Consider the following 25442-nt stretch of genomic DNA (forward strand, 5'->3'; position numbering starts at 1 on the left):
CAGCTCGTCGGGGAACAGCTTCGGCGCCTTCGGGTTCTTGCTCTTCTTGGTCACGGTTGCTTCGGTCATAGGACGTAATTTCCGTTATCGTCTCATGACCTCGACACACTAAAATTCTGACAGGCTCGCCATGTCGTTTTTATTGGTCTTCACGTAGGGCTTCACGAATTGGGGAGCCATAAGCCGCACCGTGTGTCCGAAGGCTTGCAGCTTCCGCGCCCAGAAGTGAGCGCTAGCGCAAGCCTCCATGCCGATGAGGCAAGCCGGAAGGTTCGCAAAGAACGTCGCCATTTGATGTCGCTTCAGTTGCTTCGTCAATATCGGCTTGCCGTGCTCGTTGACGCCGTGAATCTGGAAGACATTCTTGGCAAGGTCAATGCCGACTGTAGTAATGTTCATGATGACGCCTCCTCCGATGATGGTCGTGCTTCGACGCACTACCACTTTGGCACATCGATGCCGTTTCGGACGGGGGCGTCCTTCCATTACCACCGTACGTGCGGTTCCGCATACGGCGGTTCATGAACAATGCTGGAGGCGCTGCTGAGTATCGAGCAGCGAAACCAGCCCCAAGGCGTCAAACCAGCGCTTCGGGAAGGCCGCATTCATATGGCTAGCCCCGGCATTCCACCACGGACCCTGTCCGTTGCGAGCCGAGCGCCGAGCGCGATCCTCCGTGAGCCCCTGTCGACGCAGCAATGATTGGCGGCGTTGGCGGTGCTTAGCTTGCCGCCAGAGAAGGCAGCGCAAGCGCCGCCGTAGCCAGCCATCCAGTTCCTCTGTCGTTCTCTTCACCTGCGTGTAACGGAAGTAGTTGATCCATCCGCGAAGCACCGGGTTGAGCACCTCGATCGTGTGGCTCAGACTCCTTCCACGCCCCTGACGCATCAGTTCCTTCACACGCGCCGTCAATCGTTTGATGCTTTCGGGCGCGATGCGCAGCCGCGCCTGACGATGCGTTGTCAGGCTATAGCCGAGAAACTTACGTAGCCAAGGTCGGGCACACGCGCTCTTCGACTCGTTGATTTGCAGCTTTAGCCGTTTCGCAAGAAACGTCGTCATCTGCATCAACAGCCGCTCGCCCGCCACCTTGCTTCGAACGTAGATGTTGCAGTCGTCCGCATAGCGGCAGAATGCGTGACCTCGCCGCTCCAATTCGCGGTCCCAATCCGTCAGCAGGATGTTCGACAGCAGCGGCGAGAGCGGCCCGCCTTGCGGCGTCCCCTCTCGGCGCGCAGGCGCCACCCCGTCACGCATCAGGCCCGCTTCCAAGTAGCGTCGGATCAGCTTGAGCACCCGCTCGTCCTTCACCTGCCGGGCCACCCGCGCCATCAGAATGTCGTGGTTGACCCTATCAAAGAACTTCGCCAAGTCGATGTCCACCACCCAGCGACGGCCTTCTTGCACGTACCGTTGCGCCGCCAGTACCGCCTGCTGGGCGCTGCGCCCCGGCCGGAAGCCGTAGCTCGACTCGGAGAATCCGGGTTCGAAGATCGGTTGGAGTACCTGGTGCAGCGCCTGCTGTATCAGCCGATCCAGCACCGTCGGGATGCCTAGTGTCCTTACCCCGCCCGCAGGCTTGGGTATGTCCACTGCGCGCACCGCCGCCGGCATGTACCGCCCGTCCAACAGCGCTGCCTTCACGCTCGGCCAGTGCGTCTTCAGCCAGTCCTTGAACTGCTCCACCGGTAAGCCATCGACTCCCGGTGCGCCGCGGTTCCGAACTACCCGCTGATACGCCAGCCACAGGTTGCTGCGTTCAACCACCGCTTCCATCAACGGTGGTCCCTCCGCTTTCGTTTGCTCGGTGGCCGCCGCACCAGCCTCAGCACCATGTGCGCCATCCCCGAGGTTCCGCCCCGGCTCCTGCGTCATGGCCCCGTTCGCACGGGCTTGTGCTTCTTCGGCTCGCATCGAGTCTCCACCGTCCTAATCGCGGTCATTCATGTTCGGCCCTTCGGTCGTACCGCACCTACTATGGCCTCGGCTGACTTCCCCACGGCCATCCCAACGCCTCTCGACGTCGGTAGCTCTTGGCAGCCGTGTGGATCTCCCCGGGTATTGCGCACCCACCTTCACGCTTATGCCTGTCGGATATACGCCGCATCATTCCGTGCAAGTTTCGGGCTTTGGCCTTTTACGCTGCCTCACCCCAATGCGTCGCCTCGTATCCGCTTCCTGTTCGTCAGGCCAGCGCTTTGCCTCGGGCTTCCTTCAGATTCGCAGTCACCCGCGACACCCTTGCCTCCGGCTAACACTTCCCCTTGCCGGGCGTGTAGAGGACTCTCACCTCCAAGTGAGTGCGCCCTGCCGGGCGCACGTAAAACTCGCCGCGGCGCCCGCCGCGGCGGTGCGGTCTGCTGCTCGAGCGTCAGCCTGCGGACAAATGCCGTTGCAATGCGGCGTTCACCTCGCCGGCCTTTTCAAGCATGGCCATATGGCCAGTGGCGTCGAACAGGACCACCTGTGCGCCAGGCGGTGCGTTGGCCGCCTGGTCTGCGGGAATGACGCGATCGTCCTTGCCCCAGAAGACAACTGTGGGCTTGCCGAATGTCCGCAGATCGCCGACCAGAACGGCCGACTGCTTGCCGTCCTTGAACAACGCGGCGCCCAATTCGGCCAGCAACGGCTCGACCCCGTCCATGCGTTTGAACTTGAGCATGTCATCGATCATGTGGCGACTCACCAACCCCGGATCGGCGAACAGTTGTTCCAGCACCGGCTTGAGGTCGCGGCGAGACTGAGCCTTGACGAAGCCGTCGGTATAACCCGTATTGATGGCAACGTCGAAACCGGCCGGGCTGACCAAGGCCAGGCTGGCGACGCGTGCTGGCGCGTCGAACGCCATCTGGAGGGCGATTGCGCCGCCCATCGAATGCCCCACCAGATGAACCGGTCCGCTCTCGCCCACAGCATCCAAGAACTTCAACACGAAGTCGGCCAGCGCCGCGATGGACGTGCCAGGCAGCTTGGGCTGGCTTTGTCCGTGCGCCGGCAGGTCCAACGCGATCACCGGGTGTTGCTCCGCCACTGCGTCGAGATTGAACAGCCAGTTGTTCAGGTCGCCACCGAAGCCGTGGATGAACAATACGGGCCGGCCCTCGTCCGGTCCGCGCCGCGCGTAACGCACGCGGATACCATCGACGTTGGCATAGTCGAACGTCGGACCCGCCTTCTCGTCTTCGCTGTCGATCGCCGGCACCTCGAACGCGGCGATGTAAGCTTCAATCTCGGCATCGCTGACATCCGTCTCTGCCAGCACGCCCAGCAACGCCTTGACGGGCAGTGTCTCGCCGCTCTGCGCGACAATTCGGCGCAGCAGTCCGGGATCCGAGGCTTCCACCGCGTTGGAAATTTTATCGGTATCCACATCGACCAGCGCCTGCCCGACTTCGATGCGCTCGCCTTCCCGAACCAGCCAATCCTGCACCGTGCCTTCGGACATCTCCAGCCCCCACTTGGGCATCACAATCGGGATAATGTCGGCCATCAGTGCTGCCCTCCGTTCATCGTGCGGCGCGCTGCTTCCGCGATCTGTCCGGCGCTGGGGATGTACAGGTCTTCTAGCGTGGGCGAGAACGGCACCGGCGTATGCGGCGGGCAAACCATCTCGATGGCCGCCTTCAGGGCACCGAACGCGCGCTGAGCCACCTGCGCCGAGATATCGGTGGCGATGTTGCAGCGTGGGCTGGCCTCGTCCACCACCACCAAGCGGCCAGTGTTCTCGACCGTTTCCAGCACCGTGTCGATATCCAGCGGCGACAGCGTGCGCAGATCGACTATCTCGGCCTCGATGCCCTCCTTGGCGAGCGCCGCGGCCGCCTCCAATGCCCGATGAACCATCAGGCCGTAAGTGACGATCGATACGTGTTTGCCGTCGCGCACGATGTTGGCCTCGCCAAACGGGATCGTGTACGAGTTCTCCGGCACCTCGCCTTCGAGGCCGTACAGGTTCTTGTGCTCGCAAAAAATCACCGGGTCGTTGTCGCGGATGGCCTGGATCAGCAGCCCCTTGGTGTCATAAGGCGTGGACGGGCACACCACCTTGAGGCCGGGAATGTGGGTAAACAACGGTGTCAGCATCTGGCTGTGCTGAGCGGCGGCCCGAAAGCCGGCGCCGACCATCGCGCGGATCACCACTGGCGTTTCGGCCTTGCCGCCGAACATGTAGCGAAACTTCGCAGCCTGGTTATAGATCTGGTCAAAACACACGCCCATGAAGTCGATGAACATCAACTCGGCAATCGGCCGCATGCCACACGCGGCTGCACCAATGGCCGCCCCGACGTAGGCTGACTCGGACAACGGCGTGTCAAGCAGTCGATCGCCGTGCTTGGCATACAAGCCCTTGGTCACGCCGAGCGCACCACCCCACGCGTCTTTTTCGCCGTTTGCGCCGGCACCGCCGACGATATCCTCGCCCAACATGATCACGCTCGGATCACGGCTCATTTCCTGATCGATCGCTTCATTGATCGCCAGCTTCATACTCAATTTGCGGGCCATGGTTAAGTCTCCTGATTTGATTATTGGATCGTTCGTCGCAAAATGATTTCAATAGCTGACGTAGACGTCCGTGAGCAGGTCTTCAGGGCCCGGCAGCGGCGCCGCCTTGGCCTCCTGCACTGCATGCTCGATCAACCCCAAGACTTCATGGTCGATTGCGTCCAGCTCATCGCGCGAAATGAGCTCTGCACGCGTCACTGCGTGCGTGAACTTCTTGATGCAATCCTTGTTGGCGCGAATGTCGTCGAGTTCGCCGGGCGCACGGTAAGTCTGCGCATCGCCTTCGAAGTGGCCATAGAAGCGCACCATTTTGCATTCGAGCAACGACGGCCCGCCGCCCTCGCGTGCGCGCCGGATGACTTCGCCCGCAGCCTCATGGACGGCGAAGAAGTCGGTGCCGTCCACTGTCACGCCAGGGATACCGAAGCCGGCGGCGCGATCGACATAGCTATCCACGGCGGTGCCATATTCGCGCGCGGTCGATTCGGCATAGCCGTTGTTCTCGATCACGAAGATCACCGGCAAATTCCAGACTGCCGCCAAGTTCAGGCTTTCGAGAAAGGTGCCCTGGTTCGACGCGCCGTCGCCGCAGAAGGTGATGCCGACCTCGCCTTTGCCGCGAAACTTGGCAGCCAGTGCCGCGCCACAGATCAGTGGCGCACCGGCTCCGAGAATGCCGTTAGCCCCCATCATTCCCTTGGACAGGTCGGCTATATGCATTGAGCCGCCCTTGCCATTGCAGGAGCCGCCCTTGCGGCCATAAATCTCCTTCATCATCGCCACCGGATCCACGCCTTTGGCGATGCAATGACCATGTCCACGGTGCGTGCTCGCGATACGGTCGCCGTCATTCAAGTGATGCAGGATGCCGACCCCCGCCGCTTCCTCGCCAGCATAGAGGTGGACGAAGCCGGGAATGTCCCCGCGGCCGAAGTCGACGTGCAGTCGCTCTTCGAATTCACGGATCGTCCGCATCTTGCGATAGACCGCGAGCAGTGTTTCCTTGTCGAGCGGTAGCCGAACCTGCGCTGCGATGTCTGCTTCCACGTTTGTCTCCTTTTTCAGGTTTGAGTGGTAGGGGCGTCGAACTGGGGATTGGGCAGGCGTGCACCTGCACCGCTGCGCATCAGCTGCGCGCCCGCCGCATAGCGCATGCAGGCGGCCACGTCGATGCTGCGAAAGGCCTTCTCGTGCAAGGTGACGACGACTTCGTCGTGCGGGCCGAAAGCCAGCTCGCGCTCGCCGTCGAGCGCGACGATGCCGGCGTGCTGTTGCACGCGATGCGGCACGGCATGCTCAAGGCGCTGCCAGTTAGCGATCGGCACCGGTTGCATCAGGCCGGGCGCGATCGGCGCAATCAGCTCGAACGCGCAACGGCCGGGCCGACCCAGTTCGATCGCCAGACCGCCGCGTTCATGTCGGCCGACCGGTTCCAGCAGGCCCGCGATGGCAGATAGGCCAATCGCCTGCGGACTGGCGTATGACACGTAGACTGCTGCCAGCGTGTCGGTTTTCCATACGGCGCGCGCGCCGATGTATTGCTCGCGAGAGATGACGGCGTCCACTAGAGCGATATCGCGCCGCACCGCTCCGTTCGGCTCGCGAATCGTCACTTCCAGGCGCTTGTTATTCGCGAGCGCGCACCATGCCGGAATGCGGCCGGTTGCAAACAAGCCGGTCGCCAGTCCGGTGATCGTGGGCTCGCGCATTTCGGGAAAGGCATTGTTGGTGCCCGTAGAGATCCCGACGATCGGTACCTTGCCGCACTCGCGGACCACCGCACGATGCGTCCCATCACCGCCGAGCACCACGATGGCGGCTACGCGAGCTTCGCGCATCATTCGTGCGGCGCGCAGCGTATCGTCCACGCTACCGGTGACCGGCATGTCCAGGTAATCGACTGCCGTCAGCGCGGCGTCGGGCCCTTGCGAACGTGCAAGATGCCGCTGCTGCATGACCCGCAGCCCCTCCCGGTCCGGCATCATCAGAACGCGGCTAACGCCGCCCGCGGCCAACGCGGCCAGAAGGCGCAGGACGATATTCACGCGGTCTGCCAACTGCAGGCTGTTTGCGTTGGCGATCACGCGGCGGATATCGCGTGCCGAAATGGGATTGGCGATGATGCCGACTAACGGCGCACGGACTGAGGAGGGCTCGCGCATGTCAGCCTCCTAGTGTCCGCCGCCGCGCGATCGCAGCGTCAAGGCGGGCTCGTGCAGAAGCTGCTCGCGGCGCCAACGGGCAACGGTACAGGTCGGCATACAATTGCGGCTCGCCTATCATGCGGTGTCTCTAGTATATGTTCTGGTATCTGCTTGATGCGCTCTTGTAGAGCTTGATTCATCATTTCTGGAATACTGCGGAGCGCCATATTGACCGCGCAGGCAGGTAACAGCGATCGGTTTCCCACTAAGTTGACGGCCCCAAACGTCAGATCAAAACCGTTCGGGCTTCGTCATGCATCACAGTTCGGCCAATGAGCGCTAAGCGGTGCGCATAGACGGACCCTTTTGGCTCGGCGGGAAGACACACCATGATCCATCGTCGTGGCGAAAAAAGAACATGGATACATGGCCTGCCACGTTGTCAGCTTCCAAACAAACGTAGGCCCCATTTCTGGCCCGTTTGAACTGACTGACTCTTACGCTGTTGCCTGGGGCTGGCGCCAACCAATCTTCAACCATCGCTCTCAGCGACTTTCCACCGCTTCCCATCAACATCTCCCTAATGAAGTCGTGGCGATCCGTCCGATAGCGTTCGTGCAGGCCCGATGGCCGACCGAAGCGCAACATCCCGACTAGATCTCTTTTAGAAATGGTGATTAAGACCAACATTGGCGCCCACCGTCGTGCCCGTGACACCGTTCAGCGCCCCATCGATCGAGAGGCCAGTGTTCATGGCTCCGTGGTTGTTCACAACGCCCACCTGCCCATACACCGTGGTCCGTTTCGATAGGAAATATCGGGCTTGGCTGGCGGAATACTGACGGCCGGCGGAAAAATTGCCCGCCTCGCCGCCAAACGCGAACATCACGCTGCCTTGTAATCCGGCGAACACTGGGCTCGAATACGACACGGCGTTGGCGTTGAAAATCCCCGTAGCCAACACGTTGTCGACATAGTTCACAATGCTGCTGCCGAATTGCGATAAACCGCGCGGGTCGAGTTCATACAGCGATAGTAAGAATGGTGAAAACTGCAAACCGGCCTTGAACTCGCCGAGGCCGTTGCTCAGTCCGATCCACGCCTGTCGTCCGAAAAAATTGCCGTTTGAATCGTTGAATGCGCCGTTGGTCATGCTGAAGCCGCTCTCAAGCTTGAACTTCGCTTTGACGCCGTTGCCGACGTCTTCCTCGCTTGAGAGCCCGAACATCGATACAGAATCAGCACTATCGACCAGCGAAAATTCCGTGCCGGCGTTCCGCCCCGTCGACGCATTCAGCGACTTATTGGTGAAAAGCAAGCCAGTGTCAACGGCGCCATACAGCGTAACGCTGCTTTGCGCGTGAGCGGCGCCAGCCATCGCCAACGCCAATACTCCAACGCCTAAACCGTTTGTTGCTATCCATCGTTCTTGATTCATTTTGCTGTCTCCTTCGATACCATCTCGGGCCGGTCTGATTCCGTCATATCCGGATAGGGCATCGACTTTTTATTTAGTTATCCTAAGTAAATAAATGCTCCCGAAGCAACGACTTCACAACGACTGCTATCGGGTTCGGACGCGGTACAGCACCGCTTGCCCCGATACTCTAGGGCTATCTCCAATCGAACCGCACCAAGGTCTCTTCTTCGGGGGAAGGCGGCGCGCGAGCACACCGCTTTCATGCGTTAGGACCTGAGGCTAGCGCCCTCGCCGTCGATCGCCGTCAAAAATGCCTTGCCCTCATCGGTGGCTCCACGTCGCCGCGCCCCGTGCGTGCTTCAACGTCACAACACAGCGCGCCCGAGCGCTTTGACTCTAGCCGCCCATCGTCCTCAAGATTGCCTTCATGTTTGTCTCCGTCATTTATGATCGTCGCAACGCCTCTGAAAAAGCTGACGATTGTTTTATGCACGTTTGTAATAACTGGGGCTTTGTTTAACTGCTTCGCTTCTGACGATACTCAAGGGCGGCCCCCACTCGTCTTAAGCTTTTGCTACACGATTTCGCCAAAGCTACGCAGCGGGAAAGTTCGAGTCATTGCGGCTCGTCTGGAAGCAAGCCTACTTAGGCCATTGCCTATCGACTAGGACTTTTGCGCCATAGTGACCGCACGTTGGATGAACGCACCAGCGCAGCGACGGACATCGATCCGGACGACAGCTGCCTATTTCAGCACTGCTCCTTGGAAGTGTCGAATGCCTCTGTGCGCCCGGCGTCCTACGTTTCGTCCGCGCGCAGAGCAGAGCGGACCTGCGATCCTTGGAGGGGAGCCCCGCCCGCGGCCATCCGGTCGAACGCCTCGGTTGGCGTTGGGACGTTTTCGGTGCGCACATCGATCACCACGGCCGTTCGTGCCTGCAGCGCCTGCTCAAATGCATCCTCGAGGTCCGATGCGTCGTGCACGGTCATGCCGAGTGCTCCGAGCGATGCGGCGAATTTCGCCCAGTCGTGCGTCGGTAGCTCATGTAATCGCCCCAACTCTGGGCTGATCCGGTCAGCACGTAGTTTCGGATTGCCGTACGCCGAGTTATTCAGTACCACGCATACCAGCGGAATGTCATAGCGAGCAGCAGTTTGCATTTCGACGCCGTGCATCAGCATGCAGCCGTCGCCGGTCACGACCACGCACGGGTCGTTAGGACGAGCCAGCTTCGCGCCGATCGCCGCGGGAATCGCCCAGCCCATCGCTCCCATGTACTTAATCGACGTAAAGAAACGCCGCGGTTCGAATGCGGTCCAGTAGTGCCCCGCGAAAAAAGCGTGTGCGCCGCTGTCGATGAACAGCATGGTTGAGCGCGGCATCACGCGGCGCAGCACCGTGATTGCTTCAGCCGGGTGCAGGCGCATTGGTCGAGATGCGCTACGCCGGATCGGATCGGTCAGCGTGCCGTCCGGTTTCAGCGAGAAGAGCCAGTCCAGCCGGTCTCCCCGGCTCGCTCGCAGGCGAGCGGACAGCGACGGCTCTGCGTAGTTCAGCGCGTCAAGGCAGCTGCGGGCGTCGCCGAGTATCGGTAGGTCCACACGATAGTCCTGAAACACACCGCTTGCGTTGATGTCGTTTGCGATCAGCGCATGCCGAGGCCTAAATCCATCCGTCCAGATCAGCGTGTCCAGCATGTTCAGTCGCGATCCGAGCACAAAAAGCACATCGAGATTGCCGGAAGTGAGCGCATCGATCGCCGGTCTGTTACCCGGCCAGCCCATTACACCGAGACTAAGGCGATGATCCTCGGGAAATACACCTTTTGCTGGCAGAGTCGTAGCCACCGGTATGTCAAAGCTTTCCGCAAACCGAACGAGCGCTTCGGCGGCGTCCGACTGCACGCATCCGGAACCGGCAAGCACAGCCACCTTGGCCTTTGTCCCGACCTGCTCCCAGAATGCGTCGCAACTGCCGATGTCCACGAAGCGAGGCTGATACAGGGACCGAGGAAGCCTCGCCCACTCGCCCGTGGCCTGGGCTCCTTGAACGTCGGAGGGAATCGACAAATGAACCGGGCCTCGCGACGCATGATCCAGCATGCTGTGCAACAGACGCGCGAGGTGATGCCAGGTGAGCGATGGCGCAGTCAGATCCAGCTGCAGCGCGGTGATCGAAGCCGCCATATCGGCACCCCGGATTCCCGCCCCGCTGGAGTCCTGGAACGCGCCCCGCCCCGCCCGCTCCTGCTTCACTTCTCCCGAGATCGCCAGCAGCGGCGATCGGTCCGTGCAGGCCGTCGCCAGCGCGGTTAGCGAATTTGTGAAGCCTGGCCCGCTCGTCGTCGCGTAGACGCCGAAGCGGCCGCCTGCGCGTGCATACCCATCGGCCATGTAGGCTGCGCCGGCTTCATGCGCGCAAATGATGGGTTTCACTTCATGCTGGCGCGTCAGGCTTTCAAGCAGGGGGTCGATCGTTTCCCCCGGCACGCAGAAGAGATGCCGGATGCCTTCCTCGCGCAAAGCGCTGACGATTGCATCGGCGACGTTCATGCGACCTCCGCCAGTTCGGATCGAACAATCTGGATCGCGTTCAACGTGCGCGGAACCCCGACGTAGACCGCGAGCAGGATGATGCACTCGAGAATCTCTTCGAACTTCATGCCTCGTTTCAACGCGGTGTGCACGTGCTGACGCAACTGGACTTCGGTATCGCCCTGTGTGATCAATGTCGAAAAAACCACGAGCTCCTTGTCGCGCGCCGTCAAGCCTGGTCGTTGCCACAAGTTGCCGAGCCCGAACTCCTCGATAATCGAGAAATAGTCGGGGCAAAACCCCTTCAGTGCTCTCAGGGAGGCAAGGTGCGCCGGATGATAGCTTTCATCCAGCTCCCGCTGACCGGCGCTCACGCCGCTCGAAAGACTGCCTTTTTCCTGTTCCATGAATGATTTCCTCTTAGCGAGTGAAAGTACCGCCATGAATGTTGGGCGTCCCTTGCGCAGCGGCAATGCGGTCAGTGGTTGTGGAAATTGTCCTCGCCGCCGGGTCTCATCCAGTCGGTTCGCCGCGGCGAGAAGATATCGAGATCGAGCGTGTCCTCCAGCGCATGCGCGCTATGCGGGACGTTGGCGGGAATATGCAGCATCTCGCCGGCCCTCACCGTAAACTCGTGCTCGAGCGCTTCGCCCACGCGAAATGCCACCGTGCCTTGCATGATGTAGGTCAGTTGCTCGTGCGGATGAGCATGCCGGGCAACAGTTGCTCCGGATTTCAGCGTCAACAGGGAAAGCGTCAGATCTTTTCCGTTGACGATCTGCTGCGTGATGCTTTCGCCGAGGGCCTTGACGGGCAGGTCGCCCAGGCTGTAATGCGCTATTTCGCTCTTAGTTACCATGATCCATGGCTCCGCAATGGTTGTTCAACCGGCACAGGGACGGTAAACGTCGGGAAGTACTCTCTTTGTCAAACACAACTACCTGACGGCAACGCCTTAGGCGTTCCTTGCCGCAAGACGGTACGCTTCCTCGACGATCACGTCCTCTTGCCCCGCCACCAGCTTTCGATGCGCAAGCGCCTGGCACAACTCGAACGAATCGATCTTCAGCTCGGACGCAAGGCGCTCGATGTGCGGAACGTAGCCCGAAAAGAGGCCGAAGACGCCCGAGCTGATGTTGTCGATGGCGATGTGAGGGGTGCGGATCGGCAGGACCTTGTCCGCGCCCCTCGCGAGTCTGACCGTACGCTCGAAGCTCGTACCCGTCCGGTATCCATAGCGCTCGAGAACTGGAACGAGCGTTTCGAGCTGCGTGTTGCCGGCGCCGGCGCCGAAGCCGCAAACACATGCGTCCAGTAGCGTCGCACCGCTCTCCGCCGCGGCAATCGAGTTCGCCACCGCGAGCCCCAAGTTGTTGTGAGCGTGATACCCGACCGGTATAGAGAGACCGTCAATCAGGCGCTCGACCTTTTCCTTAACGAGATCCGGGGTCGAAAAGCCCGCGCTGTCCATCAGGACGATCGCGTGGGCGCCGTACGATTGCATGAGGCGGGACTGTTTCAGAATCTCGCCGGCATCGGCCATATGCGACATCATCAGCACGCCATAGGCGGTTTTCGCAGCATGCCTCACATACTCGATGAATTGCCGCGTGATATTGGCCTCGGTGCAATGCGATGCCAGCCGAAACACGTCGACGCCCGCTTCGAGCGCAACTTCGATGTCGGATATCTTGCCGAGTCCGGGCATAAAATGTATGCCGAGCTTCGAGTGCCCGAGTATTGCGCGCACGGACGCCAGCATCATCACATCGGTGCTGGCAGCCTTACCTTGCTGGCACGACGAGGCGCCCAGCCCGTTGCCGTGTCCCACTTCCACAATATCGATGCCGGCCTCGTCCGCTGCCTGTGCGTAGCGGACGATTTGCCTGATCTTCAACTGGTGGTGCACCGCGTGATTGCCGTCACGCAAGGATGCGTCGGTCAGGGTGATGTAGCCTTTCACGATTGAATGCTCCTGGTCAGACGGCCCCTGTGCTTCGCCACCGCGACGGCCGCGCAATTTATGATGTCGAGATTGCCCGCATAGATCGGCAAATAATGTCCGCTACCTTGCACCGTCACGCTGACGGTGATTCGTCCCGCATCGAGAACCGGCGCGAGCACGATCTGAAACCCCGGCACGTATTCCTGTACGGACGCGACGGCCATCCCGATCGCGTCCTCGATCTCGGAAAAATCACCGAATTTCGCGTACGCATAGATCGTCGTTTGCATGGAGACGCCCGGTTCGGCGGGGTTGATATTCAGAATCGCCTTGACCGCATTCGCCGCCGAAAAACGGGACAAGGCTCGCTCAGTCGTCATGAGGTAATTGTTGAGATTCTCCCGCGTCGCGATGCCGGCGCTCGCAGCCGCGATCGTCGAAACGACCTCGAGGTAGTCGATCTGCTGCGTCACCTGCCTTAGCGCATGCACGAGTGGCACACTCGCCTGTCCGCCGCAGGTAATTAGGCTAACGTTTTGCTGCCCGGCGACGTCGACCAGGTTGACTGACGGCACACACGCCATACCGATGCAGGCCGGCGTCAGATCGACGGCAAATTTCCCCGAAGCGGAAAAGAACGCATTGTGCTCGACATGCGCATAGGCGTCGGTCGCATCGAAGACGATGTCGTACGCATCGCTGTGCGCCTGAAGGAAATCGATTCCATCCGCCGACGTCTCGACGCCACGCTCTTTTGCGATGGCGAGCCCGCGGCTCTTCGGATTGCGTCCGACCACGAATGCCAGGCTCAAATCTTCCGACTCGAGAACCTTGCACATCAGATCCGTGCCGATATTTCCAGGGCCAATGATGGCTACGGTCGTGCGTGAATCATTCATATCGCATTCCTCTTTCTGAAAACGCAAACATTGGCGCCCTCCAGTTCAGGAAAAGGTCAGAAATCGGAGGTTGCAAATCGCGGCTGCAAATCCGCGCCATACGCTCTTTCTGCGGTAGGCATATGGTCTTTAGCTCCGGATTCGAGCATCGGCCAGACGTCACCGCGGACCGCTCTCACGCAGATTCCGCGCCATGTCGGCCCGCCGCCCCCGGAAAGCCGACAGACCGGGCCTCCGGGGCACTTGCAGAATTCGCGCCGGCCGAATGACGTCGGCTTCCCGACAAACCGCGTGCGTTTTGTCTCAAACGTAAGCGGCGAGGGTATTGGGCCGCAAATCCCTCGCTTGCAGCTTCTGGGTAGCCGCTGGGGGCAGGGGGGCCAGCGTAAAGGCGCGTCCAACGAACTGGCGACGCATAAGCAACTCGCTAGTGAGATGACGCGCCGCCCGAAGGCCGCCTCGTCCGGCAAGCGCTGCGTGTCACGGCTATGCCTCAGGCGTGGCCGACGTTCGGCAAAGGTGGTTAATCTGGTCACGGCCGAATGCGCTCAGCCGGTGGACGTCGAGTACGTCGAGCGGGGCGGACGGGCTGTCTGGAACGTCATTCATGGACGGATTTGGGAGAAAAAGAGGATATGGTGCGCTCGGGAAGACTCTGTCATCGCAATGACAGACGCTCAACAATGTAGGTTGCTAGTCTTTGTTGATCAAGATCAGCAAAGCTAGGAAGCGATGTCATGACGCACATGTTCGATGAGGGCCTTCGCCGCCGGCAGGCCAACTATGTCCCCCTCACGCCTATCGAATTTATCGCGCGAACAGCCGACGTTTATGGAGACCGCCTTGCGGTTATCCATGGCGGCATGCGCCGCACCTGGCGCGAAACATACGTGCGCGCAAGGCGCCTCGCCAGTGCGCTCGAGCGGGCGGGTGTCAGCCGCGGGCACACCGTAGCGGTATTGCTACCGAACATTCCCGCGATGATCGAAGCGCATTTCGGTGTGCCGATGTCGGGTGCGGTGCTCAATACGCTGAACACGCGGCTCGATATTGCGTCGCTACTGTTCATGTTGCGGCATGGCGAAGCAAAGCTTCTGATCGTCGACACGGAGTTTGCCGAACTTGCGCGTCGCGCGGCCCTCGAGCTCCCGCAGTTGCGCATCATCAGTGTAAGCGACGTGATGCCCGCCGATCCCAACGCATTTGCTCGCGCTACCGACTACGAAGCCTTTCTTCAAGAAGGCGATCCGCAGTTTGCGTGGAAGCTGCCGGCCGACGAATGGGACTCGATTGCACTTAACTACACGTCCGGCACGACGGGCGACCCCAAGGGCGTTGTTTACCATCATCGTGGTGCTTACCTGAATGCGCTCAGCAATATCCTCGAATGGGATATGCCGAAGCATGCAGTCTACCTTTGGACATTACCTATGTTCCATTGCAACGGCTGGTGCTTTCCGTGGACGATCGCGGCGCGCGCTGGGGTCAACGTTTGTCTTCGAAAATTTGATGCCAGGACTGTATTCGACCTGATCCGGCGCGAGCGCGTTACCCACTACTGCGGTGCGCCGATCGTCCAGAGTGCTCTTGCAAATGCCTCTCCAGAATGGCGCGCAGGCATCGATCACGGGGTGTCGACGATGGTGGCCGGAGCGGCACCATCCCCTTCCATGATCGCGAGTATGAAGCAGATCGGCTTCGATTTGACTCACGTGTACGGACTGACCGAGGTGTATGGTCCTGCATCGGTCTGTGCAAAACAGGAAGCCTGGGAGACGCTAGATGACGACGAGCGAGCGCGCCTGACTGCACGGCAAGGCGTGCGCTATCACCTCCAGTCAGCGGTGACCGTGCTCAATCCAGACACGCTCGAACCCGTGCCACCCGACGGCGAAACAGTCGGTGAGATCATGTTCCGCGGCAACATTTGCATGAAAGGCTATCTGAAAAACGAACGTGCAACTGAAGACGCCTTCCGCGGCGGCTGGTTCCACACCGGCGATCTGGGAGTGCTCGCTCCAGACGGTTATGTGCGCATCAAGGATCGCAGCAAGGACATCATCATTTCCGGTGGTGAAAACATTTCGAGCATCGAGATCGAAGACACGCTTTACCGGCACCCCGCGGTGTCGGTTGCGGCAGTTGTCGCAATGCCAGATCCGAAATGGGGTGAAGTTCCGTGCGCGTTTGTCGAATTGAAGGAGGGGATAAACGCGACCGCCGAAGAGCTCATCACACATTGCCGTCGGTATCTTGCCGGGTACAAAGTTCCCAAGGCGGTACGCATTGGAGAGGTGCCCAAGACATCGACCGGAAAAGTCCGGAAATTCGATTTGCGCGCAAGTGTTGGATCAGGACGCGCCATCGACCTGGTCGGGGATACGCCGTGCGCCTCCGCGAACAAGACCTAGGGATGTGGCATATCCATATCCATACGCCCCTACATGACTGCACGATTGAATGACCTACCATGACTTACACTGCCCCTGTGAAGGAAATGCTGTTCGTGATGAAGGAACTGGCCGCTCTGGACGAAATCGCAGCGCTACCGGGTTTCGAGGACGCGACTGGCGAAACGGCCTGGGCCGTGCTCGACGAATCGGCGAAGCTGTGCGGCGAGGTGATCGCACCGATGAACTTCGAAGGAGATAAGAACCCGAGCAGTTGGAGCAATGGCATTGTCACTGCGACGCCAGGCTTCAACGAGGCATTCCGGCAGTACGTAGAAGGTGGCTGGCAGGGGCTGCAGCATCCGACCGACTATGGGGGGCAATCTTTGCCAAAGCTGGTCGCGACGCCCTGCATTGAGATGCTCAATGCCGCGAACCTCTCGTTCGCCCTGTGCCCGCTCCTGACCGACGGCGCAATCGAGGCGTTGTTGACCGCCGGCAGCGAAGAACAGAAGCAACGCTACGTGCCGAAGCTCATTTCGGGCGAGTGGACAGGTACGATGAACCTTACCGAGCCGCAGGCCGGCTCTGACCTCGCATTAGTGCGCACACGCGCCGAGCCGCAAGGTAACGGCACCTACCGCATCTTCGGCACGAAGATCTTCGTCACGTGGGGCGAGCACGACATGGCCGAAAACATCGTGCACCTCGTGCTTGCGCGCCTGCCCGCCGCGCCCGATGGCGTGAAGGGCATCTCGCTCTTCATCGTACCGAAGTTCATGGTCAATGAAGACGGGTCGCTGGGCGCGCGCAATGACGTACATTGCGTGTCGATCGAGCACAAGCTCGGCATCAAGGCGAGCCCGACCGCGGTGCTGCAATTCGGCGATCGCGGCGGCGCGGTTGGCTATCTTGTCGGCGAGGTCAACTGCGGCCTCGAGTATATGTTCATCATGATGAACGCGGCACGCTTCGCGGTCGGCGTACAGGGGGTTGCCGTCGCCGACCGTGCATATCAGAGAGCGGTCTCGTATGCGAAGGAGCGCGTGCAGAGTCGGCCCGTGGACGGCTCAGCGAAAGAGGCCGTGACAATCATCCATCATCCAGACGTGCGCCGCATGCTCGGGACGATGCGCGCGTTGACCGAAGGCGCCCGCGCGCTCTCCTATGTCGCCGCCGCTCACACTGACATCGCGCATCGTCACCCCGACAATGCCGTGCGCGCCGACCATCAGGCGATCTACGAATACCTCGTGCCGGTGGTGAAGGGCTGGAGCACGGAGTTGGCGATCGAGGTAACGAGTCTGGGCGTTCAGGTCCATGGCGGGATGGGCTTCATTGAGGAGACTGGCGCCGCGCAGCACTACCGCGATGCGCGCATTCTGCCCATCTACGAGGGCACAACGGCGATCCAGGCCAACGATCTGGTCAGCCGCAAGACGCTGCGCGACGGCGGCGCGGTCGGGAAGCGAATCCTCGTCGCCGTGTCGAAGACCGTCGACGCGCTCGCGGCACACGAAGGCGCGGCCTTTGTCTCGATGCGCGAGCAACTCGAGAAAGGCCGGCGATCGCTTGAAACGGTTATCGACTTCATCCTGGCGAACGCGAGTCACGACCCGAACGCGGTGTTCGCCGGCAGCGTCCCGTACCTAAAGCTTGCGGGCATCGTCCTCTGCGGTTGGCAAATGGCGCGTGCGCTGCTGGCGGCGTCGACCAATGAGACGCGCGACCCATCATTTTGCAGTGCAAAGATTGCGACCGCGCGTTTCTATGCCGAGCATGTCCTGCCCCAGGCGGCGGCGCTCGAAGTCTCGATCACGAGTGCGAGAGGCGCAGCGGGCGTGCTGGCATTGTCCGAGGAACAGTTCTGACACGATCCCCGTCACGCTGCAGTACAAGAAACTTTGGCGGACGATATGCGTCATGCGAGCCTTGAATAGACATGAAGCACACTATCGCAATCGAGGAGCAGCAGTGACAATCAAATCCGTGGGTATCGTCGGCGCGGGCACGATGGGTAACGGTATCGCGCAAACCGCGGCTGTCGCCGGCCTGAAGGTCGTGATGATCGACGTCGCCGACGCCGAGCTCGCCAAGGGCGTCGCGACGCTGACCGCGAGCCTCGAGCGGCTCGTCGCGAAAGCGACGCTCGACGCGGCGGCGCGCGACGAGGCGCTCTCGCGCATCGAGACCTCGACCGAGTATCAGCGTCTTGCGGATGTTGATCTGGTGATCGAAGCGGCGACCGAAAATGTCGAGCTCAAGCAACGGATTCTGAAGCAGATTGAAGCCGTGGCGCGCCCAGACGCGGTCATTGCAACGAACACGTCATCGATCTCCATTACGGCGCTCGCGGCGACGCTTGCCGATCCTTCGCGCTTCATCGGCATGCACTTCTTCAATCCGGTGCCGCTCATGCCGCTCGTGGAGATTATCCGTGGCTTGCAGACGAGCGACGCGGTCGCCGAGGCGATTTACGCGCTGACGCAACGCTTCGACAAGTCGCCCATCGGCGTCAGGAATTCGCCGGGGTTCGTGGTCAATCGGATCCTCGTGCCGATGATCAACGAGGCATTCTTTGTGCTGGCCGAGGGCGTCGCAAGCGCCGAGGAAATTGACGCGGGCATGAAGCTCGGCGCGAATCATCCGATCGGCCCGCTCGCGCTCGCGGACCTGATCGGACTCGACGTCTGCCTGTCGGTGACAGAGGTGCTCGTCAAGGACCTTGGCGACCCGAGGTACCGGCCTTGTCCACTGCTACGCGAGCTGGTTTCCGCTGGGCGACTGGGGCGCAAGACGAACCGGGGCGTCTACCACTACGGTTAGACGGCTTGGCCAACGACGAGGGGCCGAGCGGAATTGCGCATTATCGTCACCCGCATGACTGGCCAATGACTCGGCGCTTTTGGATGTGCCGAGGAATAGTCATGCTTTTATTTCTGACAGGCAATGAGATTTGGACCGACTGTCGCGATTTGAGTCGGGAATAAGCCGCAAGTGCAAAATGGAGAAAGGAGATGAAGGTAGTTGTCGCAGTCAAACGCGTAGTCGATTACAACGTGAAGGTCCGCGTCAAGTCGGAAGGGACGGGTGTCGACATTGCGAATGTGAAGATGTCGATGAACCCGTTCGACGAGATCGCGGTGGAAGAGGCGGTGCGGTTGAAGGAGGCCGGTGTGGCAACCGAGGTCATCGCGGTGTCGGCAGGCGTGGCCCAGGCGCAGGAAACGCTGCGTACGGCGCTGGCGATCGGTGCGGATCGCGCTGTGTTGATCGAGTCGAACGAGGATGTGCAGCCGTTGGCCGTCGCTAAGCTGCTCAAGGCGCTCATCGATAGAGAGCAGCCTTCATTGATCATTCTCGGCAAACAGGCCATAGATGACGATTCGAACCAGACCGGGCAGATGCTCGCCGCGTTGGCCGGTCTGCCGCAGGCGACGTTCGCCTCGAAGGTGACAATCGAAGGCGGAAAGGCGACAGTCGCGCGTGAAGTGGACGGCGGCACGGAAACGCTGTCGCTGACGCTGCCGGCAGTGGTCACGACTGACCTGCGCCTCAATGAGCCGCGCTACGTGACACTGCCTAACATCATGAAGGCGAAGAAAAAGCCGCTCGAAACGCTGAAACCCGAACACCTCGGTGTCGACGTGACACCGCGCCTCAAGACGCTAAAGGTGGCCGAGCCGCCGAGGCGCAGCCCCGGTGTTATGGTGCCGGACATGAAAACGCTGGTCGAGAAGCTAAAGACCGAAGCCAAGGTGCTGTGAGGGAGCAAATAAAGATGACGATTCTGGTAATTGCAGAACACGACAACGCTGCGATCAAGAGCGCGACGCTGAGCACCGTGGCGGCCGCTGCGGTCATTGCCATGTTTACGGGCGACGAAGTCCACGTGCTGGTTGCCGGCCGCGATGCAGACGCGGCGGCCGAGCGTGCCTCGACGATCGCAGGCGTGAGCAAGGTGCTTTTGGCCGACGCGCCGCAACTGGCCGAGGGCCTCGCAGAGAACGTCGAGGCGACGGTGGTGACCATCGCGAGGGGTTACTCGCACATCCTCGCGCCGGCCACTGCCTACGGGAAGAACATCGCGCCGCGCGTGGCGGCCAAGCTCGACGTTGCCCAGATCTCGGACATTACTGCGGTCGATAGCGCGGACACGTTCGAACGCCCAATCTACGCGGGCAATGCTATCGCGACCGTACAGTCGTCGGATCCACTCAAGGTGATCACGGTGCGCGCGACGGGGTTCGATCCGGTCGCGGCCGAAGGCGGCAGTGCGTCGGTCGAGAAGATCGACGCCGCTGCCGATACGGGCATTTCGCAGTTCGTGAGCCGCGAAGTGACGAAGCTCGATCGTCCGGAACTGACAAGCGCGAAGATCATCGTCTCGGGTGGCCGGGGTCTGGGCAGCGGCGAGAATTACACGAAGGTGCTCGAGCCGCTGGCCGATAAGCTCGGCGCGGCGCTGGGCGCCTCGCGCGCAGCGGTCGATGCGGGCTTCGTGCCGAACGATTACCAGGTGGGGCAGACGGGCAAGATTGTTGCGCCGCAGTTGTATGTGGCAGTGGGTATTTCAGGTGCAATCCAGCATCTGGCGGGCATGAAGGATTCGAAGGTGATCGTAGCGATAAACAAGGATCCCGAAGCTCCAATCTTCAGTGTGGCAGATTATGGTGTCGTCGCAGACCTGTTCACGGCGGTTCCGGAACTCGTGGATCGGCTCAACTGATTAATTTTTTCGCGATCGAAGCTGCACCGAATAAGCTTCACGGCGCGAACAACAACCAAGCTTGTCTTGTGAGACCGTTCAAAAATGACGCGAACCTTTTCAGGACCGAATGGGCTGGAAGACATCGATCGACTGTGCATCTTTCTCTTCGATAGTTGGTGTGAACGCCGAAGCCTCATACCGCTTTCCTATCTCATGCACGCATGGCCGATATTGAAGGCTGCCCCGCTTGCGAGGACGCACTTGCTGAACACCTTTCGGGAACTGCTGCAGTTTCATCCTGATTCGCTGAGCGATGGTGATCATGAGGTGATCGGGCAGGTTTTCGCGATCGATGCCCTCACCGATCCGAAAGGTTTGGTCTCGTGACGCTCGAATCAAGCGGACGCTGGCCGTCGTCGCCGAGGGCGTCGAGCGGGACGAGCAGTGCGAACATCTGCGCCAGCTAGGTTGCGATGCGGTACAGGGCTACCTGATCAGCCGGCCGATGCCAGCAGCCGAAGTGAGCCAATGGATGTCCCGGGCGGAGGCTCCGCACGACATTGCCGACGATGAGCGATAAACACCGAACAGTCATGAGACCTATCGATCATCGGCGGAACGTTGATCGCGGGCATCGCCAGAGGCGCGCGCGCGGGTCGCGATAGCCGCCTGAATCATTGATCAAATGGAATGTGGAAAAGAATGCGGATGAATTTTAAAAATCTAAAAATCGGTATGCGCCTGGGCGCGAGCTTCGGGCTCGTGTTGATGCTCATCGCAATGTTGATTGCGGTCAGCCTGGACGGAATGACCAGCATCGGCGAGATCATCGACAGCATCATCTACAAAGAGTGGGTGAAAGCGGACGCAGCCCAGGCTATCAATGCGATGACGCGTGCCAATGCGCGCCACACCATGGAGCTATTCATCGCAAGCGACAAAGACAAGGCTTCGATTTATCAAAAAATCGAGGACAACAAGAAGACCATCGACAAGGCGCTCGAAATGCTCGACCAGTTGGTCGAGCAACGCGAAGGGCGAGCGATGCTGGCTCAGATCAAGGAATCCCGCGCCGCGTACGTCGCTTCATTCAGCAAGGTTTCACAGTTGCTGCGCAACGATAAGCGTGACGAAGCAGCCAGCACGATGCGCGGCGAAACGCTTCCCTTGTTGGACGTCCTGCAGGAACACATCAAGGCACTGGTGGATTTCCAGAAAAAGCGGGTTGCCGATGGCGGTGTGCAAGCCAGACAGGACATCGACTCTGCCCGAAACCTGATGGTCGGACTGGGCTCCGCGGCTCTCGTGATCGGCTTCGGCCTGGCGCGTGCTGTCACGCGCTCGATAACCCGTCCATTGCGTGATGCGGTGCGAGTTGCCCAGGCTGTTGCCTCCGGCAATCTAACTAGTCGCATTCTAGTGCATTCCAATGACGAGACTGGTCAACTGCTGCAATCTCTTAAGGACATGAACGAACGCCTTAAAGAGATTGTTGGAGAAGTACGTCTGGGCACCGACACCATCGCCACTGCATCGAGCCAGATCGCGAGCGGCAATCTGGATCTGTCATCTCGCACGGAAGAGCAGGCCGCGTCGCTCGAGGAGACCGCCGCGAGCATGCAAGAGCTGACGAGCACCGTTCGTCAGAACGCGGACAACGCGAAACATGCGACGATGCTGGCCACTACGGCGTCGGGGATCGCACGACGCGGTGGCGACGTGGTCGAACGCGTCGTCGACACGATGCATGGTATCTCCGACAGCTCGACCAAGATCGCCCAGATAATCAGCGTGATCGAAGGGATCGCGTTTCAGACCAACATCCTTGCCCTGAATGCCGCGGTCGAGGCGGCCCGCGCCGGTGAGCAGGGCCGCGGGTTTGCCGTCGTGGCCGGCGAGGTCCGCACACTCGCGCAGCGCAGTGCCACGGCGGCCAAGGAAATCAACGAGCTAATTAGCGAGTCGGTCGCGCAGGTTAACACCGGCTCGAAGCTCGTCGAGGAGGCGGGCCAGACGATCGGCGAAGTTGTCCAGTCGGTGAAGCGCGTGACGGACATCATGAATGACATCGCAGCGGCATCGGAAGCGCAGAGCGCCGGCATCGAGCAGGTCAATACGGCGGTCACGCAGATGGACGAGGTGACCCAGCAGAATGCCGCACTAGTCGAACAAGCCTCGGCGGCAGCGCAGTCGATGGCTCAACAGGCGCAGGCCTTGCGTGAAGCCGTGGCGGCCTTCAAGGTTGGGGACACTGGAGTACCAGGCGAATTTTCTATCGTCACAGCAGGCCGAGTGCGGGCCATTGCCGCTGTGACGGACCTCGTGAAGCCGCTGCCAGCCCGTCGCGCACTGCGTTGCCCGAAGGGGCCCGCAGCCGCCGAATCATCTGTCATCGCAACAGAGCCTGACTGGCAGACGTTCTGATGGCCGACGGGGGAGCCTCACCATGAACGCACAAAAACAAGACTCTGCGGACCCAAAGCGCGAGTACCTCCTTTTCGCGCTCCGTGCCGAGCAGTATGCGGCCTATATCCAGCAAGTTCGGGAAATTCGAGGCTATTATCGGGTTGTAATTTGCAATAGTTAATGGAACTCGCCCCGTCCCGCAAATTGTACTGCCCGTTTGGGCATCGTTGATTGCGAAGGTGGTAGCGATATGCATGCATGGAGAGAGACGTATCTGAACAGTGTCGCTGCGGCGAAGTCCGAGGCGGATATGTTCCGGGAGCTCGCCGCGGCGGCGCGGGAACTGGGTTTTGATCACTGTTCGTTCGGCATCCGCGTGCCGTTCCCGGTCAGCAAGCCACAATTCACGCTTCAGTCGGACTATCCGGACGCGTGGGTCGAGCGCTATGTTAGCCACAACTATTTTGCCGTCGATCCCACGGTCCGGCATGCGCTCACTCAGTCGCACCCCTTGATCTGGAGAGCCGACAACCAAACGCAGAGCGCAGAATTCTGGGAGGAGGCGGCCCACTTCGGATTGCGCCACGGTTGGTGCATGCCCTCAATCAGCCGCACGGGGGCGATTGGGCTGGTGACGATGGTGCGGTCAGGCGAGCCGATCGGCGAGCGTGAACTCGCCGACAAGGAATATCGGATGTCGTGGCTCGCGAGCGTGGCCAGTTGCTCGATGAGCATGCATCTCCTCGCGCAGTTTGCACCGGAATATGCGGTCGAGTTGACAGCGCGCGAGCGCGAGACATTGAAATGGTCCGCCGCGGGAAAGACCTACTCGGAAATTGCCAAGATCATGTACGTCGACGAGCGGACCGTGAAATTTCACCTCGTCAATACAATGCGCAAGCTGAACGCGATGAACAAGACCGAAGCCGCTGTCAAGGCGGCGATCTTGGGCCTGTTATTCTAGATGCTAATCGTGGCATCGCTTATCTACATGTCCGCGCCGATCAGTCGGCGCGAACATTGGTTCCGTCTAGAGTTGTTCTATTGCGCAATAACCGCAAGATTGCCGTCATGAGGCGTCCCGCTGGGGGACGCCTCGACATCGCGTTGCAATGTAACGTCCTCTCGACTGGCCCCGACCCTGAACCCGGACACGTTGCCGCGATCTATGGAATTCCCCGTCAAAGTATCTCGATGGCGAGCGCGATCCCCTGCCCGCCGCCGATACACAGCGTGACAATGCCGCGCGTCAGGCCATCGCGGCGCATCGAATGGATCAGGCGCGTGGTCAGTACTGCGCCGGTCGCTCCGATCGGATGGCCGTGCGCGATCGCACCGCCTTCCACGTTAATTTCGTCGTGCGCGATGCCGAGTTGTTGTGCGACCGCGAGCGGGACGGCGGCAAACGCCTCGTTGATCTCGAAGCGCTCTACGTCGCCGAGTGTCCAGCCGGCGCGCTCGAGTGCGAGACGCACCGCCGGCACTGGCCCGAGTCCAAACATGCCTGGCTCCACCGCGGCGACGCCGAAGCTCACGAGCCGCGCAAACGGCTCGATGCCGCGTGCTTCCGCGAAAGCGCGCTCCGCGACGATCATCGCCGCCGCGCCGCTGTTCAGGCCGGGCGCATTGCCCGCCGTGATGGTGCCATCCGAGCGGAACGCGGGGCGCAGCTTCGCGAGCGACTCGACGGTCGTGTCAGGACGCGGCTGCTCGTCGCGCGTGAACGCTACCTTCTCCTTGCGCCCCTCGACCTCCACTGCCACTCGTTCCGCGTCAAACCTGCCCGCGTTCTCCGCAACCGCGAAGCGCTGCTGCGAACGTGCGGCCCAGCGGTCCTGTGCATCGCGCGTGATGCCGAGCATTGTCGTCAGGTCTTCGGTGTGCCAGCCCGAATGCTCTCCAGAGAACGCATCGACTAGGCCGTCGCGCAGCATGCTGTCGTGTACCTGCGCATTGCCCATCCGGTAGCCGAAGCGGCTGCCGTCGAGCAGGTACGGTGCACGCTCCATACTCTCCATGCCGCCCGCAAGCGCAACGCCCCCCAAACCAAGCATTAGTTCCTGCGCGGCGGACACGATCGCCTGCGCGCCCGAGCCGCACACGCGGTTCACGGTCAGAGCCGGCACGGCGATCGGTACGCCGCCGCCCACCGCCGCCTGGCGCGCCGGATTCATCCGGTTGCCCGCCTGGATCACGTTGCCCATCGTCACCGATGCAAGTTGTGCTGCGTCGAGACCGCTACGCCGTAGCGTCTCGCGCACTGCGAGAGCGCCGAGCTCCGTCGCGGGCACGTCCTTCAGCGAACCATTGAACGCGCCGATCGGCGTACGCACCGGATGGCTCAATACGATTTCTCGAGTCGTCATTCCGAATTCTCCTTTCATTGCGATCTTAGAGCGTTACACGGACTCTGGTGGTCAGCGCCAAACCTACAGCGGCGAGCCACGCGTTCCACACACGTCATACGGCAATCGATCTTTCACGCG

Annotated in this window: 22 protein-coding genes and 1 pseudogene; 9 read left to right on the forward strand and 14 right to left on the reverse strand. The window is 60.8% G+C overall.

From position 1 onward, the window contains the following. Positions 1-132 precede the first annotated feature (132 nt). The 12 genes and pseudogenes from AB4Y31_RS30820 to AB4Y31_RS30875 all read right to left on the reverse strand — a co-directional run. Positions 133-399: pseudogene (locus AB4Y31_RS30820) on the reverse strand (IS110 family transposase); the annotation flags it as partial. A gap of 120 nt (positions 400-519) precedes the next feature. Continuing rightward, complete coding sequence (gene ltrA, locus AB4Y31_RS30825) at positions 520-1914, reverse strand: group II intron reverse transcriptase/maturase (RefSeq protein WP_368677288.1); 1395 nt, start codon at positions 1912-1914, stop codon at positions 520-522. 457 nt (positions 1915-2371) lie between these two features. Then, on the reverse strand, positions 2372-3490 hold the full coding sequence (locus AB4Y31_RS30830) for an acetoin dehydrogenase dihydrolipoyllysine-residue acetyltransferase subunit (RefSeq protein WP_018439706.1): 1119 nt from the start codon (positions 3488-3490) through the stop codon (positions 2372-2374). Further along, complete coding sequence (locus AB4Y31_RS30835) at positions 3490-4506, reverse strand: alpha-ketoacid dehydrogenase subunit beta (RefSeq protein WP_020566083.1); 1017 nt, start codon at positions 4504-4506, stop codon at positions 3490-3492. The genes AB4Y31_RS30830 and AB4Y31_RS30835 overlap by 1 nt, the downstream gene beginning before the upstream one ends. A 48-nt stretch (positions 4507-4554) precedes the next feature. Next, positions 4555-5553, reverse strand: a complete 999-nt coding sequence (locus tag AB4Y31_RS30840; RefSeq protein ID WP_018439708.1) for a thiamine pyrophosphate-dependent dehydrogenase E1 component subunit alpha — start codon at positions 5551-5553, stop codon at positions 4555-4557. A gap of 14 nt (positions 5554-5567) precedes the next feature. After that, positions 5568-6668: an ATP-NAD kinase family protein gene (locus AB4Y31_RS30845; protein WP_368677289.1), complete on the reverse strand. Its 1101-nt coding sequence runs from the start codon at positions 6666-6668 to the stop codon at positions 5568-5570. A 646-nt stretch (positions 6669-7314) separates the two neighbouring features. Further along, positions 7315-8088, reverse strand: a complete 774-nt coding sequence (locus AB4Y31_RS30850; RefSeq protein ID WP_368677290.1) for a porin — start codon at positions 8086-8088, stop codon at positions 7315-7317. Positions 8089-8868: 780 nt separating this feature from the next. Next, entirely contained in the window at positions 8869-10623 is a 1755-nt protein-coding gene (locus AB4Y31_RS30855; protein ID WP_368677291.1) for a thiamine pyrophosphate-binding protein, read from the reverse strand. After that, positions 10620-11012 carry a carboxymuconolactone decarboxylase family protein gene (locus tag AB4Y31_RS30860; protein ID WP_368677292.1) on the reverse strand — a complete coding sequence of 131 codons (393 nt, stop codon included), beginning with the start codon at positions 11010-11012 and terminating at the stop codon, positions 10620-10622. Before AB4Y31_RS30860 ends, AB4Y31_RS30855 begins: the two co-directional genes overlap by 4 nt. Positions 11013-11083: 71 nt before the next feature. After that, complete coding sequence (locus AB4Y31_RS30865) at positions 11084-11464, reverse strand: cupin domain-containing protein (RefSeq protein WP_368677293.1); 381 nt, start codon at positions 11462-11464, stop codon at positions 11084-11086. Between the two features lie 96 nt (positions 11465-11560). After that, a complete protein-coding gene (gene dmpG, locus AB4Y31_RS30870; protein WP_368677294.1) occupies positions 11561-12568 on the reverse strand; it encodes a 4-hydroxy-2-oxovalerate aldolase in 1008 nt (335 codons plus the stop codon). Continuing rightward, positions 12565-13449 carry an acetaldehyde dehydrogenase (acetylating) gene (locus AB4Y31_RS30875; protein WP_368677295.1) on the reverse strand — a complete coding sequence of 295 codons (885 nt, stop codon included), beginning with the start codon at positions 13447-13449 and terminating at the stop codon, positions 12565-12567. The genes dmpG and AB4Y31_RS30875 overlap by 4 nt, the downstream gene beginning before the upstream one ends. Positions 13450-14186: 737 nt before the next feature. On the opposite strand from AB4Y31_RS30875, the gene AB4Y31_RS30880 reads away from it, so the two are divergent. The 5 genes from AB4Y31_RS30880 (at position 14187) to AB4Y31_RS30900 (ending at position 20568) form a co-directional block, all read left to right on the forward strand. Further along, positions 14187-15860 carry an acyl-CoA synthetase gene (locus tag AB4Y31_RS30880; protein WP_368677296.1) on the forward strand — a complete coding sequence of 558 codons (1674 nt, stop codon included), beginning with the start codon at positions 14187-14189 and terminating at the stop codon, positions 15858-15860. 59 nt (positions 15861-15919) lie between these two features. Beyond that, positions 15920-17710 carry an acyl-CoA dehydrogenase gene (locus tag AB4Y31_RS30885; protein WP_368677297.1) on the forward strand — a complete coding sequence of 597 codons (1791 nt, stop codon included), beginning with the start codon at positions 15920-15922 and terminating at the stop codon, positions 17708-17710. Positions 17711-17813: 103 nt separating this feature from the next. Then, positions 17814-18665 carry a 3-hydroxybutyryl-CoA dehydrogenase gene (locus AB4Y31_RS30890; protein WP_368677298.1) on the forward strand — a complete coding sequence of 284 codons (852 nt, stop codon included), beginning with the start codon at positions 17814-17816 and terminating at the stop codon, positions 18663-18665. Between the two features lie 191 nt (positions 18666-18856). Next, a complete protein-coding gene (locus tag AB4Y31_RS30895; protein WP_368677299.1) occupies positions 18857-19606 on the forward strand; it encodes an electron transfer flavoprotein subunit beta/FixA family protein in 750 nt (249 codons plus the stop codon). A 14-nt stretch (positions 19607-19620) separates the two neighbouring features. Beyond that, positions 19621-20568 (forward strand): electron transfer flavoprotein subunit alpha/FixB family protein, encoded by a 948-nt coding sequence (locus AB4Y31_RS30900; RefSeq protein ID WP_368677300.1) that lies wholly within the window; start codon positions 19621-19623, stop codon positions 20566-20568. Between the two features lie 99 nt (positions 20569-20667). On the opposite strand, the gene AB4Y31_RS30905 is transcribed toward AB4Y31_RS30900, so the two are convergent. Further along, positions 20668-20874 (reverse strand): hypothetical protein, encoded by a 207-nt coding sequence (locus AB4Y31_RS30905; protein ID WP_107154440.1) that lies wholly within the window; start codon positions 20872-20874, stop codon positions 20668-20670. Between AB4Y31_RS30905 and AB4Y31_RS30910 the strand changes: the two genes are divergently transcribed. The 4 genes from AB4Y31_RS30910 to AB4Y31_RS30925 all read left to right on the forward strand — a co-directional run bounded on the left by AB4Y31_RS30910 (position 20812) and on the right by AB4Y31_RS30925 (position 23920). Next, positions 20812-20937 carry a hypothetical protein gene (locus tag AB4Y31_RS30910; protein ID WP_368677325.1) on the forward strand — a complete coding sequence of 42 codons (126 nt, stop codon included), beginning with the start codon at positions 20812-20814 and terminating at the stop codon, positions 20935-20937. The genes AB4Y31_RS30905 and AB4Y31_RS30910 overlap by 63 nt on opposite strands. Continuing rightward, on the forward strand, positions 20903-21130 hold the full coding sequence (locus tag AB4Y31_RS30915; protein WP_368677301.1) for an EAL domain-containing protein: 228 nt from the start codon (positions 20903-20905) through the stop codon (positions 21128-21130). The genes AB4Y31_RS30910 and AB4Y31_RS30915 overlap by 35 nt, the downstream gene beginning before the upstream one ends. A 122-nt stretch (positions 21131-21252) precedes the next feature. Beyond that, complete coding sequence (locus AB4Y31_RS30920; RefSeq protein WP_368677302.1) at positions 21253-22974, forward strand: methyl-accepting chemotaxis protein; 1722 nt, start codon at positions 21253-21255, stop codon at positions 22972-22974. A gap of 232 nt (positions 22975-23206) precedes the next feature. After that, a complete protein-coding gene (locus AB4Y31_RS30925; RefSeq protein ID WP_368677303.1) occupies positions 23207-23920 on the forward strand; it encodes a LuxR family transcriptional regulator in 714 nt (237 codons plus the stop codon). Between the two features lie 217 nt (positions 23921-24137). Here AB4Y31_RS30925 and AB4Y31_RS30930 read toward each other — a convergent pair whose 3' ends face one another. After that, complete coding sequence (locus AB4Y31_RS30930) at positions 24138-25322, reverse strand: acetyl-CoA C-acyltransferase (RefSeq protein ID WP_368677304.1); 1185 nt, start codon at positions 25320-25322, stop codon at positions 24138-24140. Positions 25323-25442 lie beyond the last annotated feature (120 nt).

Origin of the sequence: Trinickia sp. EG282A (assembly GCF_040965455.1) — a bacterium.
Taxonomy (GTDB): Bacteria; Pseudomonadota; Gammaproteobacteria; order Burkholderiales; family Burkholderiaceae; genus Trinickia; species Trinickia symbiotica.

Bases quoted from the DNA above. Each gene is read 5' to 3' on its own strand.
- ltrA (WP_368677288.1), bottom strand. From the start codon at position 1,914: ATGCGAGCCGAAGAAGCACAAGCCCGTGCGAACGGGGCCATGACGCAG.
- AB4Y31_RS30830 (WP_018439706.1), bottom strand. From the start codon at position 3,490: ATGGCCGACATTATCCCGATTGTGATGCCCAAGTGGGGGCTGGAGATG.
- AB4Y31_RS30835 (WP_020566083.1), bottom strand. From the start codon at position 4,506: ATGGCCCGCAAATTGAGTATGAAGCTGGCGATCAATGAAGCGATCGAT.
- AB4Y31_RS30845 (WP_368677289.1), bottom strand. From the start codon at position 6,668: ATGCGCGAGCCCTCCTCAGTCCGTGCGCCGTTAGTCGGCATCATCGCC.
- AB4Y31_RS30850 (WP_368677290.1), bottom strand. From the start codon at position 8,088: ATGAATCAAGAACGATGGATAGCAACAAACGGTTTAGGCGTTGGAGTA.
- AB4Y31_RS30855 (WP_368677291.1), bottom strand. From the start codon at position 10,623: ATGAACGTCGCCGATGCAATCGTCAGCGCTTTGCGCGAGGAAGGCATC.
- AB4Y31_RS30860 (WP_368677292.1), bottom strand. From the start codon at position 11,012: ATGGAACAGGAAAAAGGCAGTCTTTCGAGCGGCGTGAGCGCCGGTCAG.
- AB4Y31_RS30865 (WP_368677293.1), bottom strand. From the start codon at position 11,464: ATGGTAACTAAGAGCGAAATAGCGCATTACAGCCTGGGCGACCTGCCC.
- AB4Y31_RS30875 (WP_368677295.1), bottom strand. From the start codon at position 13,449: ATGAATGATTCACGCACGACCGTAGCCATCATTGGCCCTGGAAATATC.
- AB4Y31_RS30880 (WP_368677296.1), top strand. From the start codon at position 14,187: ATGACGCACATGTTCGATGAGGGCCTTCGCCGCCGGCAGGCCAACTAT.
- AB4Y31_RS30885 (WP_368677297.1), top strand. From the start codon at position 15,920: ATGACTTACACTGCCCCTGTGAAGGAAATGCTGTTCGTGATGAAGGAA.
- AB4Y31_RS30895 (WP_368677299.1), top strand. From the start codon at position 18,857: ATGAAGGTAGTTGTCGCAGTCAAACGCGTAGTCGATTACAACGTGAAG.
- AB4Y31_RS30900 (WP_368677300.1), top strand. From the start codon at position 19,621: ATGACGATTCTGGTAATTGCAGAACACGACAACGCTGCGATCAAGAGC.
- AB4Y31_RS30905 (WP_107154440.1), bottom strand. From the start codon at position 20,874: ATGATCACCATCGCTCAGCGAATCAGGATGAAACTGCAGCAGTTCCCG.
- AB4Y31_RS30915 (WP_368677301.1), top strand. From the start codon at position 20,903: ATGCCCTCACCGATCCGAAAGGTTTGGTCTCGTGACGCTCGAATCAAG.
- AB4Y31_RS30920 (WP_368677302.1), top strand. From the start codon at position 21,253: ATGCGGATGAATTTTAAAAATCTAAAAATCGGTATGCGCCTGGGCGCG.
- AB4Y31_RS30925 (WP_368677303.1), top strand. From the start codon at position 23,207: ATGCATGCATGGAGAGAGACGTATCTGAACAGTGTCGCTGCGGCGAAG.
- AB4Y31_RS30930 (WP_368677304.1), bottom strand. From the start codon at position 25,322: ATGACGACTCGAGAAATCGTATTGAGCCATCCGGTGCGTACGCCGATC.